Source organism: Amycolatopsis sp. A133 (assembly GCF_031082405.1).
GTDB lineage: Bacteria > Actinomycetota > Actinomycetes > Mycobacteriales > Pseudonocardiaceae > Amycolatopsis.
Genome location: NZ_JAVHJU010000007.1, coordinates 65870 through 79608, shown reverse-complemented (window position 1 = coordinate 79608; position 13739 = coordinate 65870). Strand labels below are relative to the sequence as shown.

14 protein-coding genes are annotated in these 13739 nt (G+C 70.4%); 8 read left to right on the top strand and 6 right to left on the bottom strand.

Going from position 1 to position 13739, the window contains the following annotated elements:
* The first annotated feature begins 1 nt into the window (after window position 1).
* The gene (locus Q5425_RS08515) at window positions 2-1198 is read left to right on the top strand and encodes a cytochrome P450 (RefSeq protein WP_308671572.1); all 1197 of its coding nucleotides are present in this window, start codon (window positions 2-4) and stop codon (window positions 1196-1198) included.
* A 36-nt stretch (window positions 1199-1234) separates the two neighbouring features.
* Window positions 1235-1429 (top strand): ferredoxin, encoded by a 195-nt coding sequence (locus Q5425_RS08510; RefSeq protein WP_013222786.1) that lies wholly within the window; start codon window positions 1235-1237, stop codon window positions 1427-1429.
* Window positions 1430-1505: 76 nt separating this feature from the next.
* Here the strand turns inward: Q5425_RS08510 and Q5425_RS08505 are convergent, their stop codons facing one another.
* From Q5425_RS08505 to Q5425_RS08485, 5 genes are all read right to left on the bottom strand, one after another.
* Complete coding sequence (locus tag Q5425_RS08505) at window positions 1506-3128, bottom strand: alkaline phosphatase family protein (protein ID WP_308671571.1); 1623 nt, start codon at window positions 3126-3128, stop codon at window positions 1506-1508.
* A gap of 25 nt (window positions 3129-3153) precedes the next feature.
* The gene (locus Q5425_RS08500) at window positions 3154-4350 is read right to left on the bottom strand and encodes a Dyp-type peroxidase (RefSeq protein ID WP_308671570.1); all 1197 of its coding nucleotides are present in this window, start codon (window positions 4348-4350) and stop codon (window positions 3154-3156) included.
* Between the two features lie 169 nt (window positions 4351-4519).
* Window positions 4520-5677: an EfeM/EfeO family lipoprotein gene (locus Q5425_RS08495; protein WP_308671933.1), complete on the bottom strand. Its 1158-nt coding sequence runs from the start codon at window positions 5675-5677 to the stop codon at window positions 4520-4522.
* A 210-nt stretch (window positions 5678-5887) separates the two neighbouring features.
* The gene (locus Q5425_RS08490) at window positions 5888-6664 is read right to left on the bottom strand and encodes a metalloregulator ArsR/SmtB family transcription factor (protein WP_308671932.1); all 777 of its coding nucleotides are present in this window, start codon (window positions 6662-6664) and stop codon (window positions 5888-5890) included.
* Window positions 6665-6742: 78 nt separating this feature from the next.
* Window positions 6743-6991, bottom strand: a complete 249-nt coding sequence (locus Q5425_RS08485; protein WP_308671569.1) for a hypothetical protein — start codon at window positions 6989-6991, stop codon at window positions 6743-6745.
* Between Q5425_RS08485 and Q5425_RS08480 the strand changes: the two genes are divergently transcribed.
* From Q5425_RS08480 to Q5425_RS08465, 4 genes are read left to right on the top strand one after another with little or no spacing between them, the layout of a single operon-like run.
* Window positions 6966-7340: a hypothetical protein gene (locus Q5425_RS08480; RefSeq protein WP_308671568.1), complete on the top strand. Its 375-nt coding sequence runs from the start codon at window positions 6966-6968 to the stop codon at window positions 7338-7340. The genes Q5425_RS08485 and Q5425_RS08480 overlap by 26 nt on opposite strands.
* 15 nt (window positions 7341-7355) lie before the next feature.
* Window positions 7356-7649 carry a hypothetical protein gene (locus tag Q5425_RS08475; protein WP_308671567.1) on the top strand — a complete coding sequence of 98 codons (294 nt, stop codon included), beginning with the start codon at window positions 7356-7358 and terminating at the stop codon, window positions 7647-7649.
* Between the two features lie 40 nt (window positions 7650-7689).
* A complete protein-coding gene (locus Q5425_RS08470; protein ID WP_308671566.1) occupies window positions 7690-8478 on the top strand; it encodes a hypothetical protein in 789 nt (262 codons plus the stop codon).
* Window positions 8475-10196: a serine/threonine-protein kinase gene (locus Q5425_RS08465; RefSeq protein ID WP_308671565.1), complete on the top strand. Its 1722-nt coding sequence runs from the start codon at window positions 8475-8477 to the stop codon at window positions 10194-10196. Before Q5425_RS08470 ends, Q5425_RS08465 begins: the two co-directional genes overlap by 4 nt.
* On the opposite strand, the gene Q5425_RS08460 is transcribed toward Q5425_RS08465, so the two are convergent.
* Entirely contained in the window at window positions 10174-10596 is a 423-nt protein-coding gene (locus Q5425_RS08460; RefSeq protein ID WP_308671564.1) for a hypothetical protein, read from the bottom strand. The genes Q5425_RS08465 and Q5425_RS08460 overlap by 23 nt on opposite strands.
* A gap of 283 nt (window positions 10597-10879) precedes the next feature.
* Between Q5425_RS08460 and Q5425_RS08455 the strand changes: the two genes are divergently transcribed.
* Together Q5425_RS08455 and Q5425_RS08450 are read left to right on the top strand one after the other, a co-directional pair.
* Complete coding sequence (locus Q5425_RS08455; RefSeq protein WP_308671563.1) at window positions 10880-11437, top strand: AAA family ATPase; 558 nt, start codon at window positions 10880-10882, stop codon at window positions 11435-11437.
* A 511-nt stretch (window positions 11438-11948) separates the two neighbouring features.
* Window positions 11949-13721, top strand: a complete 1773-nt coding sequence (locus tag Q5425_RS08450; protein WP_308671931.1) for a glycoside hydrolase family 18 protein — start codon at window positions 11949-11951, stop codon at window positions 13719-13721.
* Window positions 13722-13739: the final 18 nt, after the last annotated feature.

Here is a 13739-nt window from a genome sequence, read left to right as displayed (position 1 = left end):
CATGACCGCGCTCCACGAATTCCCGATGACGCGCACGTGCCCGTTCGCCCCGCCGCCGGCGTACGCCGAGATCCGCGAGGAGGAGCCGGTCACGCGGGTGCGGCTGCCCGACGGCGGGCAGGCCTGGGTGGTCAGCAGGCACGAGGACGTCCGGACCGTGCTGAACGACCGGCGGTTCAGCGCCGACCGGCAGCACCCGGACTTCCCGCAGCTGGTGCGGGGCGGCGGCTTCCGGCGGCCGGAGGACGAGCGCACCATCATCACCATGGACGCGCCCGAGCACGGGCCGGCCCGCAAGGCCGTGCTCGGCGAGTTCACCGTGCGCCGGATGGAGGCGCTGCGGCCGCGGATCCAGGAGATCGTCGACGAGCGGATCGACGCGCTGCTGGCCGGGCCGAAGCCCGGCGACCTGGTGGAGACGCTGTCGCTGCCGGTCCCGTCGCTGGTCATCTGCGAGATGCTCGGCGTCCCCTACGCCGACCACGACTTCTTCCAGACCCAGACGGCGAAGCTGATCAACCGCAGCACGCCGGCGGAGGAGCGGCGGGAAGCGGTCGAGACCGTCCGCGGCTACATGAGCGACCTCATCGCGGAGAAGGAGCGGAACCCGCCGGACGACCTGCTCGGCCGGCAGATCGTCAAGCTGCGAGAAGAGGGCACCTACCGGCGGCCCGCGCTGGCCGCGCTCGGGTTCCTGCTGCTCGTCGCGGGGCACGAGACGACGGCGAACATGATCTCGCTGGGCACGGTCGGGCTGCTGGAGAACCCGGACCAGCTGGCGCTCGTCCGGACCGACCCCGGCAAGACCCTGGACGCCGTCGAGGAGCTGCTGCGGTACTTCACCATCGTCGACGCCGCCACGGCGCGGCTGTGCGTCGAGGACGTGGAGATCGGCGGGCAGCTGATCCGGGCCGGCGAAGGCGTGCTGGCGCTGGGCTACGCGGCCAACCGCGACGAAGCCGCGTTCGCCAACCCCGATGAGCTGGACATCGAGCGCGGCGCGCGCCACCACGTCGCCTTCGGGTTCGGGCCGCACCAGTGCCTCGGCCAGAACCTCGCCCGGATGGAACTGCAGATCGTCTTCGACACCCTCTTCCGCCGGATCCCGCAGCTCGCGCTGGCCGCGCCGGTCGACGACCTGCCGTTCAAGGACGACGCGAACATCTACGGCCTGTACCGGCTGCCGGTGACCTGGTAGAGACGAACTGGCAAACCACCACAGGAGAAGAGGACCATGAAGATCATCGCGGACACCGGCAAGTGCGTCGGCGCCGGTCAGTGCGTACTCACCGAGCCCTCGCTGTTCGACCAGAGCGAGGAGGACGGCACGGTCATCGTGCTCGACGACCAGCCGCAGGGGGAACTGGTCGAAAAGGCGCGTGAAGCGGTGCACGTCTGCCCGAGCCAGGCCCTCTCGCTCCAGGAGTGATCCGCCGGCGGTCGTGAGTGGTAAAGCGGGTTCTAACCCGCTTTACCACTCACGACCGGCCGCGGCAGACCGCTTGCTAGTGGTGGACCACGGCGCCGGTCTTCGGGTCGAGGGTGACCCGGTTCGCCCTCGGGAACCAGAAGTCGAACATCCCGGTCATCGACCCGGCGCGCGTGTCGAACGACGAGTCGCCGATCCGGCCGGTGAACCAGTTGTCCTCGATGAACTTCAGCACCGACGTCTGGTCCGTCAGCGTGTGGTCGACGTGGTTCACCTTGCTGTACGGCGAAACCACCAGCAGCGGCAGCCGCGGGCCGTAGCCGCAGCGGTCCGCGTACGTGCCCGCCGTCGTCGGCTTGGCCGTGCAGATCGCCTGGTCCTGCGAAGCGTCGTGCGAACCGTTGACGATCGGGGACTTCTGGTGGTCGTACCAGCCGTCCGAGTCGTCGTAGGCCAGGACGATCGCCGTCGAGCGCCAGTCCGGGGACTGCTGGATCTTGTTGATTTCGCCGACCACGAACTGCTGTTCGTCCAGCGGGTCCGAGTAGCCCGCGTGGCCGTCCTGGTACTCCGGTGCCTTCAGGAAGCTCACCGCGGGCATCGAGCCGGCCTGCAGCGCGGCGTCGAAGTCCGAGGTGTCGTACTGGTGGTTCGCGCGGTCGGTCTGGCCGATCGCCTGCACCGACGACGGCGGGAGGTGCTTCGGGTTCGCCGTCGACGGGTAGTACTGGAACGGCTCGTGGTGCGGGCTGTAGTCGACGACCGCGTTGCCGCCCACGTTCGTGTGCGTCTGGCCGCAGACCGCGTAGCCGTTCGCCGAGCCCGTCGGGCGGAAGCCGCCTTGGAACCAGCCCCAGGTGACGTGCCGCTGGTTGAGCAGGTCGCCGATGTTGCGGCCGTGCATCGTGGCCAGGTTGTCCTTGCTCGTGTGGTTCTTGCCCGAGCAGTCGTCCCACGCCGGGTCCGGGTCGTTGATCATCGTGCCGACGCCGTTCGCGTCCGGCGACTGCACCGCGTAGGCGTCGCTGACCGGCTCGTGCGTCACCGGGTCGACCGCCTGGACGCCGTGGGTGTTGCCCGAGATCAGGTCGATCGCGCCGGGGCTCGACGGGCCGAAGACCGTGTTGAACGAGTTGTCGTTCAGCGCGTAGTGCTGGGCGTAGTTCCACATGCCGGTGACGGTGTTGCCGTCGTAGTAGTCCATGACCAGGCCCGGCTCGCCGAACAGCACCGGCTGCCCGGTGCACTTGTCCGTCTCGGTCTTCTCGACGAACTTGTCCATCTTGCCGCCGTTGAAGGCGGCCTGCTCCGCGCCGTAGTTGTGGTTCTGGTCGCAGGTCAGCGCCTGCGCGGGCGAGAGCCGCTTCGGGTTGTACGCGTTCGGGTTGTCGGTCAGCAGCTTGTGGTCGAGGCCGTTGACCTTCGGGGTGTTGCGCGCGGCCGTGAACGGGGTGCCGTCGGTGTTGGCCGCGTTCGGGTACGTGCCGAAGTAGTGGTCGAACGAGATGTTCTCGCCGAAGATGACCACGACGTGCTTGATCGGCGTCGTCGTGGGGATCCACTGCGCCGGGAACGGGTGCAGCGGCTGGGCGTCCGCGGTGCTCGCCGCGGACCCGGTGGCGACGGCCAGTACGGCCACCGAGGCGAGTGCCCCGGCACCGAGCAGGCCGCGCCGTCGCCGGCGGGGTCTGGTATCCACTGTGGATTCCTTTCGTGGTGGGGAGTTAGCCGAGCAGGGAACGTCCGAAGTGGTCGTCCGGGCCGGTGACGCCCGGCAGCGCGAAGAAGTAGCCGCCGCCGAACGGGGAGATGTAGTCGGTCAGGGGTTCGTCGGCCAGCCGCGTCTGGACGGCCTCGAACTGGCGCTCCAGGTCCTGCTGGTAGCAGACGAACAGCAGGCCCATGTCGAGGTTGCCGTTGCTGTCGACGCCGCGGTCGTAGTTCACCGCGCGCCGCAGGATCCGGCCGGCGTCGGTCTCCGGCGTGCGCGGGTTCGCCTTCCGGATGTGGCTGGTCAGCGGAATGACGGTGCCGATCGGGTCGTCGGCGTAGCGGGGGACGTCGGTCTCCGCGGTGCCGTCGAGCGGGGCCCCGGTGTCCCGGCGGCGGCCGAACATGTTCTCCTGCTCGGCCAGCGAGACCCGGTCCCAGAACTCCACCAGCATCCGGATCAGCCGGATGACCTGGTAGCTCCCGCCGCCGGTCCACGCGGGTTCGCCTCTGGTCCACACCAGACTGTCCAATTCGGAGCCTTCGGGATTGGCCGTGCCGTCCTTGAAGCCCATCAGGTTCCGTGGCGTGCCGTCCGGCCGTGGCGGGGAGCTGAAACCGTTGAGCTTCCAGCGCAGCTGCATGCCACCGCGGGTCGCGCGGGCGATGTCGCGCAGCGCGTGCAGCACGGTGTCGGTGGAGTTCGCGGACAGGATCAGGCTGAGGTCGCCGTGGCACTGGGCGGGATCGAGGGCGTCGTTGGGGAAGGTGGTCATCGGCTTCAGCTTGGCGGGCTTGAGTTTCGCGAGCCCGTACCGGTCGTCGAAGAGGCTCGCGCCGACACCGAGGATGACACCGAGATCGCTGCCGGGCACGACGGGCCCGAGCACGCCGGAGTCGGCGGGCGGCGCGGTGATCCCGAGCGCCGCGGGGGAGCCGCCGGTGGTGAGGAACCGGGCCCGATCGGTGATGGCGCGGAAGAGCTCGGTGAGCTCGGCCTTGTCTTCGGCAACGGCGTCGAAGGACGCGACGATGGTTTGCGTGGGGGGTTTGCGCAGGATGGCGGCCTGGTGGGGGCCGTGGAAGGGAACGGGCGAGGTGCCGTCGGTGACGGCCGGCGAGGAGGCCCCGAGCCCGGCCCCGGCGGCGACGGTGAGGCCTGCGCCCATGGCGGCGCGGCGCAGGAAGGAACGGCGGGGGAGGTCGGTCACGAGACTCTCCTGGGCTCGGCGGGCCAGGTGTGGCGGGGTAGGTCGGGGCTGTGCGGCGAGTTCGTGCGGCGCAGGCGGGCCCGGGTTTCGCGCGTCACGAGACCCTCCTCGGCTCGGTGATGGCGGTGTGGCGGGGCCAGGCTCGGCAGGCCGGGCCGGTTCTTGCGCGTCAGGAGACCCTCCTCGGCTCGGCGATGGCCGCGATCGGGGCCAGCAGCTCCGTCAATTCGCTCACGTCCGCGTTGAGCTTCTGCCGCTGCTCGCGGCTCAGCTCGGCCGGCCGGATCCACGTGCCGTCCGGGCGGTGGGCGGCGTCCAGCGCGGCCTGCGTGCGCGTCAGCCGGCTGTCCACCTTGGACAGCGCCGGGTAACGCGGTGCCAGCAGCGGCCGCAGGACGTCCAGGACCGCGCGGGTTCCGTCGAGGTTGGCGCGGGCCGTGGCCAGGTTCGTGCCGCTGCCGTAGTCGGTGCGGCCGGTGAGTTCGAACTGCAGCGTGTTCTCCATGATCTCGTGCGCGCGCAGCCCGAGGTCGTTCCCGTCGACCTGGCTGTCGCCGAAGGACTTCTGCAACGCGCGGGCGTCGGTGTCGAGCCGGTCGGCGACCGCGGCGAGCGCGCCCAGGTCCTCGCCGTGCCAAAGTCCCTGCTCCAGGCGGTGGAAGCCGGTGAAACCCGGGTCCGCCGCGCCGGCCGGGAGGCCGTCGGCCGTGCCGTTGAGCGCGCCGTCGGAGTCGCCGAACGCGTCGTAAGCGGCACCCAGCCGCTCGTACGTCAGGTGGGCGGTCAGCCACGCCGCCTCGCTCGCCGCGCGGTCGCCGCCGTGGACGGTGTCCTTCAGCGCGCCGGTGTTCGCGACCAGCTCGCCGAGGCCCGTCGTGACGTGCTGCTCGTACGCCTTGAGCGGGCCGAGCAGGTCGTCGTGCGTGACCGGCGCGACGGCCGGCCCGCTCCGCTCGCTCCCGCCGGTGATCCGCACGGCGGGCCCGACGATCGCGCCCGCGTCCTCGGGCAGGCAGCGGAACGCGTAACTGCCGTTGCCCAGGTTCACCTGCAACGGCCGGGTCGTCGCCGCGCCGAGGCCCTCGACCTCGCCGTAGATCACGCCGGTCGCCGGGTCGATCAGGTCGACCTCGGCGGTCACCGATCCGGTGTTGTGCAGGCGGAAGGTCTGCGGCCCCGGCTTCGGATCCGACCAGCCGGTGCCGCACGCCGAGCGCGAAACCGCGATCTCGGGGTCGACGGCGGCCGCGTTGTCCGGCCGGAACGCCACGACGGCTGCCGCCGCGGCGGCCACGACCACGGCCGCCACGATCCAGCGGGTACGCATTGACCCCGGCACGCCCGCTCTCCCGTCACTCGATCGGACCATCGACGATCACGGATTATGCGAGCCTAGCGCCCGGAAAACCGCATCGGATGACGTCGAGCGGGCGAAATTCACCCGGACTTCAGCCGGACGCCCACAAAATGGGGAGGATTCAGACGTTTGGTTGTGCCAGTTGTGTCTTATTCGGGAAATTCGACCGATTGGTCGGGGTCACGGAAGGGGGACGCCGGTCTCCAGCAGCGTCTTCAGGCTGGACAGCAGCGCGGGCCAGCCCTGGCTGCACATCTCCCGCGCCGTGCTGCCGGCGTCGAAGCCGTCGTGGAGCACGGTCAGCTTCACCATTTCCCCGTGCGGTTCCAGGGTGAACGTGACGCGCGACCGGCTTTCGCGGGACAATTCCGCGAAAGTGTCCTCGTCGACGCCGTTGGATTTCGCCCAATCCGCCGTGAAAGTGTGCCAGGTGTAGGAGAGCCGTCGGAAGGGTTCCGATTCGAGGACGACCTGCCCGGGATCGCTCGTTTTCACCCCGCTTTCGGACCACGTCATCGGCGAGCCCTTTTTCCAGTCCGTCTCGAAAGAGACGCCCCAATACCGGCTCGTGAAAGCCGGGTCGGTAAGCGCTTGCCAGAGTTTTTCCGGGGTTGTGTTGATGTAGGTGGTGTACGCAAAATCGTTCATCGGTGCGGACTCCAGTGCTCGTTTGAGGTCGGCCAGCGCGCCGGCCCGCCGCCGGTCGTAGCGGGTCATCCAGCGCTCGGCGATCGCGTTGATCGGCGCGGCGTCGAGGTGGTGCAGCTTTTCCCGGCCGCGCCAGGTGGTTGTGATCAGCCCGGCCGCCTCGAGCACGGCCAGGTGCTTGCTCACCGACTGGCGCGCCATGTCCAGTCCCGCGCACAGCTCGCGCAGGGTCTGGCCGTTGCGCTCGTTGAGCACGTCCAGCAGCTGACGGCGGCTGGGGTCGGCCAGCGCCTTGAAGACCTCGTCCATCGCGCCTTCCGGGGACATGCAGCCGTCCGGCTGCCTTTTCGAGGCTAGGCAGCCGGACGGGTGCATGTCAACCGGTGATCACCGGAAGCGGAGCACCGTGACCCCGGCGAGGACGAAGAAGACGAGGATGACGAGGGTGCTGGTCGGCCCGCCGGACGACCGGGTCACGACCTGTTCGACGGCGCCGGTCAGCCGTACCCCGCACTCGGCGACCACGGTGTGCCGCCCGGCCTCGATGCGGGTGAACTCGACCGGCGCGGTGAAGGCGCCGGCGCCGTCGGTGTAGGCGGTGCCGACCTCGGTGCCGTCCGAGGTCAGCGTCACCATCCGGCTCGGCAGGCAGCCCTTCCCGGACGCCGAGAGCGTCTCGCCGGGCTTGATGCTCGGCCGGTCGAGCAGCAGTTCGCCGGGTTTCGGCGCGGTGCTCGACGTCGTGGGAGTGCCGGGCGGCGCGGTCGTCGTGGGCGGTGTGGTTGTCGTCGACGGTGGGGTGGTGGGTGTCGTCGTCGGGGCGGGCGGGGTCGTGGTGGTGCCCGGCCGGGTCGGACGCGTGGTCACCGGCGGGGGCGGGGTGGTCGTCACCGGCGGTGGGGGCGTGGTGGTGACGACCCCGGTGACGACGAAGGTGCCGCTGGCGGTCTGCCGCTGGCTCGTGCAGGTCGCGGTGACCGCGTAGGAGCCAGGCTTCGCCGTGGCGGGGACCGCGGTGGGGAACTGGCCGCTGGTCGCCGGGGCCACCTTCGAACCGAGCGCCGCGCCCGCCCAGGTGAAATTGATGATCCGGCAGGCCGGGAAACCGTTCCAGGAAATGGTGAAGGAACTGCCCGCCGGCCCACTCGACGGTTTCAAACCAACCGACGGCGGAACCTGTGCGTCACCCGGGCTCGCACTCGCGAGCAGCAGCAACGTTCCGGTCACGGCGCCGAAAAACAGCCGAACCACGAATCGCATTGGGACGTCCCTCCCCGGTGTGTGCTCGCTGTAGCATTCCGGACCAGTCGGATAACGCAAGTAGGGGATGCCCAATGGGACGTGTCATCGCGGCGGGGGTTGCGTTGGGTTTGTGCGCGGTGCTGCTGGGCGCGCCACCGGCCTCGGCGGACTCCGGCTCGCTCCGGCTGCAGGTGTCGATCGACCAGCGGCCGATCGAGGACGCCACGATCCCGATCGACCCGGCGAACCAGATCGAGCTGCAGGTCGTGGCGACGAACCCCGGCACCGCGCCGGTGAAGGTCCGCAGCGTGCGGCTCTCGGGCGTCGCCCTCGCGCTGACCTTCTTCGCCTACGACACAACCGCGCCCTTCGAGGTCCCGGCCCGCGGGTCGGTGTCCCGGACGTTCGTGCTCGACCTCGCCGATCTGAGCGGGCAGGCGACCGGGCTGCTGCCGTCGTCGGTCGAGCTGCTCGACGCCGGGCGCGCCACGCTCGGCGAGGTGACGACGGTCGCCGACGTCCGCGGCTCCTTCTGGTCGGTCTACGGCGTCTTCGGCCTGGCCATGCTCGTGCTGACGATCCTCGCCTGGGTGAGCGCGTTGCTCGCGCTGGCCCGGCACCGGCTGGCGCCCAACCGCTGGCGCCGCGGCCTGCGGTTCCTGCCCGCCGGGTTCGGCACCGGCCTGGTCGCGGTGATCAGCCTGTCGGTGCTGCGGCTGGTCCCGCCCGAGCCGGCGATCGAGATCCCGGTGGTGCTCGGCGCGGCGGCGATCGCGTTCCTGCTCGGCTACCTGACCCCGCACCCGGCACCGCCCGCGGTCGCCGGGAGTGACGCCACGGTGCAGCTGCCGGTCCCGTCGACGCAGGAATTCACCCGATGAGCGCACCGGCCGAGCTGGTCGCCGCCCTGCCGCAGTACGACATCGGGGCGTCGATCGGCGAGGGCGGCATGGGTGTCGTGTTCGCCGGCGTGCACCGGACGCTGGGCCGCAGCGTCGCGATCAAGCAACTGCCGTGGGACGTGCTCAACCACGCGGCGAGCAGCGAGCTTTTCGACCGCGAAGCGCGGGTGCTCGCCAGCCTGGACCACCCGCACATCGTGCCGGTGTACGACTACGTGCGGACCGGGCGCGAGCACCTGCTGGTGATGGAACGCCTCGACGGCGGGACGGTGCACAGCCGCTTCCACGGCGGCGGCGTCAGCGGCGAGCAGGCGTGCGCGATCGGGCTGGCGATGCTGGCCGGTCTGCACGCGGCGCACCGGGCGGGCGTGCTGCACCTCGACGTCAAGCCGCGGAACCTGCTGTTCAGCACGCAGGGCGTGGTGAAGGTGGCCGACTTCGGCATCGCACGGGTGATCAGCGAGGGCGCCACGCTCGTCACGCACGGTGGCGAAATCCTGGGAACACCGGCGTACATCGCCCCGGAGCAGGCGATGGGCAACGCGCTGAGCCCGGCGGCGGACGTGTACGCGGCGGGAACGGTGCTGTACGAGCTGCTGTCGGGCCGCCTGCCGTTCGACAACACCCGCGGCGCGATCAGCATGATGCGCCAGCACATGTTCACCGACCCGCAGCCGATTTCGGGGGTGCCGGCGCCGATCGCGGGGGTGGTGATGCGAAGCCTGGCGCGCGAGCTGGACGCGCGCTACCGGGAGGCGGAGTCGTTCGCTGCAGATCTGGCCGCCGCGGCGACGGTGGTGTACGGGCCGGGGTGGCTGGAGCGGTCGGGGGTGCCGGTGCTGCACCTGACGCCGAGGGTGATCGCGGGCCTGAACTCGGCGACGGTGCCCTCGCCGCCGGGGGACGAACGGACCCGCCCGGTGGCACGGCCGGGAGCCACGCTGGTGGGGGCGACGGGCGGCCCGATGGGCCCGCCGCCCGAGCCGGACTCGACGAGTGGTTCGGCTGCTGTCCTGTGGTTGCGGCTCGCCGCCGCGGCCGCGGCCATCGTGCTGGTCGTTCTCGCCCTGCTCAACCCCGCGCGGCTGCCCCACGAGGTGTCCTCCACCCTGAACCTCGGCGGCGCCCCCGTGTCGGCGCCGGTCGAGGTTGATCTCAGCAAGCCGTTGACCTTCACCGGTCCCGGCAATCCCGGCCGGGTCGCTCTTGATCTCTCCGCGGCCGGGATTCCGCTCGGGTCGGCGGCGGCCGAGGTCGAGCCCGACGGCAATGGCTTCACCGCCGGCCTCACCCTGCCGGGGATCGCGCGGTGGATCGTCGGGGGCGCCGTCACGGCCGATGTGCGGACCGGTTCGTCCACGCAGACCTTCACGTTGCTCACCAGCCAGCACCCGCTCGCCAGCGCGATGGGCGCGGGCAGCCTCATCCTCGCGCTGTTCGCCCTCGCCTACCTCGAATCCGGCCTGCGGACGATCCGCAACGGCCACCGCTGGCGCGGCGCGTCGGTCGGCGGGCCGGTGCTGGGCGTCCTGTTCGGCGCCGCCGTGTGGCTGTGCGTGTCGGTGCTGCGGGTGCACGAACCGTCGCCGGGGTTCGGCGCCGGGTGCGCCGTGGCGGGGGCGCTCGCGGCCGGGCTGGTCGTCGCGGCGGCGCGGCGGCGGGCGTCCACAGTGGTCAGTCGACCATCCGGACGGTGACGTGCGGGCTGTAGTTCTTGCGCCGGTTCCACCCCTGTTCGGCGCACAGGCTCAGCTGGATCGCGCGGTCGGCGGGCGCCCAGTAGCCGGTGCGGACGAAGTAGCCCTCCATCGTGTTCAGCGCGCCGAGGCTCTTGCGGGCCGAACACATCTCCCAGCCCCACTGCCGCCCGCTCTTCTCGACCCCGTTGCGGCGCACGGAAATCCGGGGGTTGCCGACGGCGCGGATGGCCGCGTCGCCCTCGGCGACGTAGACGACACCGTCGATCTTGTAGAACCGGTTGTTGTCCAGCAGGGACACCTGCCCGGAGAGGGTGATCCCGACGCGGGCGCCTTCGTCGCCCGTGAGCGTCCACTCGAGACAGAATTCCTGGACCGGGAGTTCCAGCGACTGGGTCATGACGAGTTTTCCCCTGTTCTCGGCGAGCGTCCCTTCAGAAGATAAGGATTTCCCGGACCTCCGGAAGGGATCCGCGCGATCTTCACCCGAAGCGGTTCCGGAGCCTCGGATACCTTGCTGTGCATGGGTTTTCAGGCGACCGGGTGAAACGGGGCACGGGCTGTGAAAACGGCTGCTCCGGCCGGGTGGTCTTCACCGCACAGGTGGTGACCCACGATGACCTGTCACGGTGCGTGAGCAAAAGGTAAAGGAACCATTACCATCGCCGGGACGTTGGCCGGGCATGAGCGAGCCCACTGTCATCGAGCTCGGCCCGCGCGACCTGCTCGTCGTGGCGGGGCTGCCCGGAGCGGGCAAGACGACCATGCTCCGCCACGCCGCGGCCGGGCTGCCGGTGCTGGACTCCGACCAGGTCCGCGAGCGGCTGCGGGCGGTGGTCCCGTCGTCGGTGCCGTACCGGTGCTACCGGCCGGTGGTGCACGCTTGGCACCGGCTGCGGATCGTCGGGTGCGCGATCGGCGCGGACGGGCCGATCGTGGTGCACGAGCCGTCGACGCGGGGGTCGACGCGTGCTCTGCTCGCGCTCGTCGGGGTGCTGAGCGGGCGATCGGTGCGGTTGTTGTTCCTCGACGTGTCGGCGGAGGAGGCGCTGGCGGGGCAGCTCAGCCGGGGGCGGGTGGTGCGGGCGGGGTCGTTCGCGCGGCACGTCCGGCGGGTGGGGAAGTGGCGGGGGGAGCTTCTTGCCGGTCGGGTGCCCTTGGGGTGGCGGAGTGTTCAGGTTGTTGATCGGCCCCGGGCGGCTCGGACGCGGTTGGTGGCGAAACTGCTGGTGGGGTGTTGAGGTGTTGGGCCGCTTAGGTGGTGGGTGGCCTGGGTGAGCTGTGGTGGTGGGTGCGCCGCTTAGGTGGTGAGTGCGGCGGTGGGATGCGCCGCTTTAGGTGGCGGGTGGGCTGTGTCGATGGGGGGCGCCGCTGAGCTGGTGGGTGGCCCGGGGTGGGCTTCAGCAATGGGGGGCGTCGCTGAGGTGGCTGGCGAGTGGTCAGGGCGGGCCGTGGCCTGGGCGTCGCGCTCGGTGGTGAGTCTGCCGCTGGTGGGTGCCGGTCCTGTGCTCTCCGCCGACCCGAACGCTCGATTGTTCAACGGCCGTCACGCCGCGTCAAGGCGGGAAAGCGTGCCTTGACACGGCGTGACGGCCGCTGATGTGGCTGCGTATCGGGTTGGCAGGGGGGGTGTGGCCGGGACTGCCGCGCCTAGCGGGTGCGCCACCCTTGGCCCGAGCGCCCTACCTTTTGGTCTGGACAACTTGCTTATTGGTCCAGACAATTGGGGTCTCTCCCCGACTGGAGGACCCGATGAGGCGTTCCCGACTTCCTGCCGCTCTTGCCGCCTTTCTTCTTGCGCTCGCCGGACTGGTCCTTGGCTCTGCCGAGGCTGGGGCCGCCAACCTCCTTGCCAATCCGGGCTTTGAGGCCGGCTCGCTCTCCGGCTGGACCTGTGCCAACGCCGCCGCCGTGAGCGCTCCCGTGCACAGCGGTGGCTATGCGCTCGCCGCCACTCCCGTTGGTGCCGATTACGCCCAGTGCTCGCAGACCGTCTCCGTTCAGCCCAACACCACCTACTCCGTCTCCGCCTGGGTGCGGGGGAACCCCGTCTACCTCGGGGTTACCGGCGGGCCCTCGACCTGGTCCGGCAACGCGAGCGCCTACAACCAGCTGCAGCTCACCTTCACCGCCGGTAACCAGACCTCCGCCCAGCTCTACCTCCACGGCTGGTACGGCGCCGGTACCTACTACGCCGACGACGTTGTCCTCGACGGCCCCGGTGGGAACACCCCCGGTACGCCCGGTGCCCCCGGCACTCCGCAGATCGGGACCGTCACCGCGAACTCGATCGCCCTCAGCTGGGGTGCGAGCGCCGGTGCCGTTACCGGGTACCGCGTCTACGAAGGTGCCGCCGCCGTTGCCACCGTCAGTGGGACGAGCACCACCGTCGCCGGCCTGAAGGCCTGTGAAACCCACAGCTACTCCGTGGCCGCCTACAACAGTGCCGGTGAGTCGCCGAAGAGCGCCGTTGCCACCGGGAGCACCTCCGGCTGCGTCGACACCGGCTTGCCGAAGCACGCCCTCGTCGGCTACCTGCACGCCAGCTTTGCGAACGGCTCCGGCTACGTGCGGATGGCCGATGTGCCCGCCGCCTGGGACATCATCGATCTTGCCTTCGGGGAACCCACCTCCGTCACGTCCGGGGACATCCGCTTCACCCGGTGCCCCGCCACCGAATGCCCGAACGTCGAGAGCGATGCGGACTTCGTCGCCGCGATCAAGGCCAAGCAGGCGCAGGGCAAGAAGGTGCTGATCTCCATCGGCGGGCAGAACGGCCAGGTCCAGCTGACCACCACCGCCGCCAGGGACAAGTTCGTCAGCTCCGTTTCGGCCATCATCGACAAGTACGGCCTGAACGGGCTCGACGTCGACTTCGAGGGGCACTCGCTGTCGCTCAACCCCGGTGACACCGACTTCCGCAACCCGACCACGCCCGTCATCGTCAACCTGATCTCGGCGCTGAAGACGCTCAAGGCGCGCTACGGCTCGGGGTTCGTGCTCACCATGGCGCCGGAGACCTTCTTCGTGCAGGTCGGCCACCAGTTCTACGGCGGCTCGGGGGCCGGTGACGCGCGGACCGGTGCGTACCTGCCGGTCATCCACGCGCTGCGGGACTCGCTCACCGTGCTGCACGTCCAGGACTACAACTCCGGCCCGGTCATGGGGCTCGACAACCAGTACCACACCATGGGCGGCGCCGAGTTCCACATCGCGATGACCGACATGCTCAAGGCCGGCTTCAGCGTGGCGAACACCGGGCAGTTCTTCCCTGGCCTGCGCCCGGACCAGATCGCCGTCGGCCTGCCCGCGGCCGTCAGCGCCGGCAACGGTTACACGTCACCCGCGGACGTCCAGACGGCGATGAATTGCCTGGTCAAGGGCAGTGGCTGCGGCTCCTACACGCTGCGCGGCGGGACCTCGCCGGCCCTGCGCGGGCTGATGACGTGGTCGATCAACTGGGACAAGTACTACGGCTGGGAGTTCCAGAACAGCCACGAGCCGTTCCTGAACGCCCTGCCGTGACCGTCGGCGGTGTGCCCC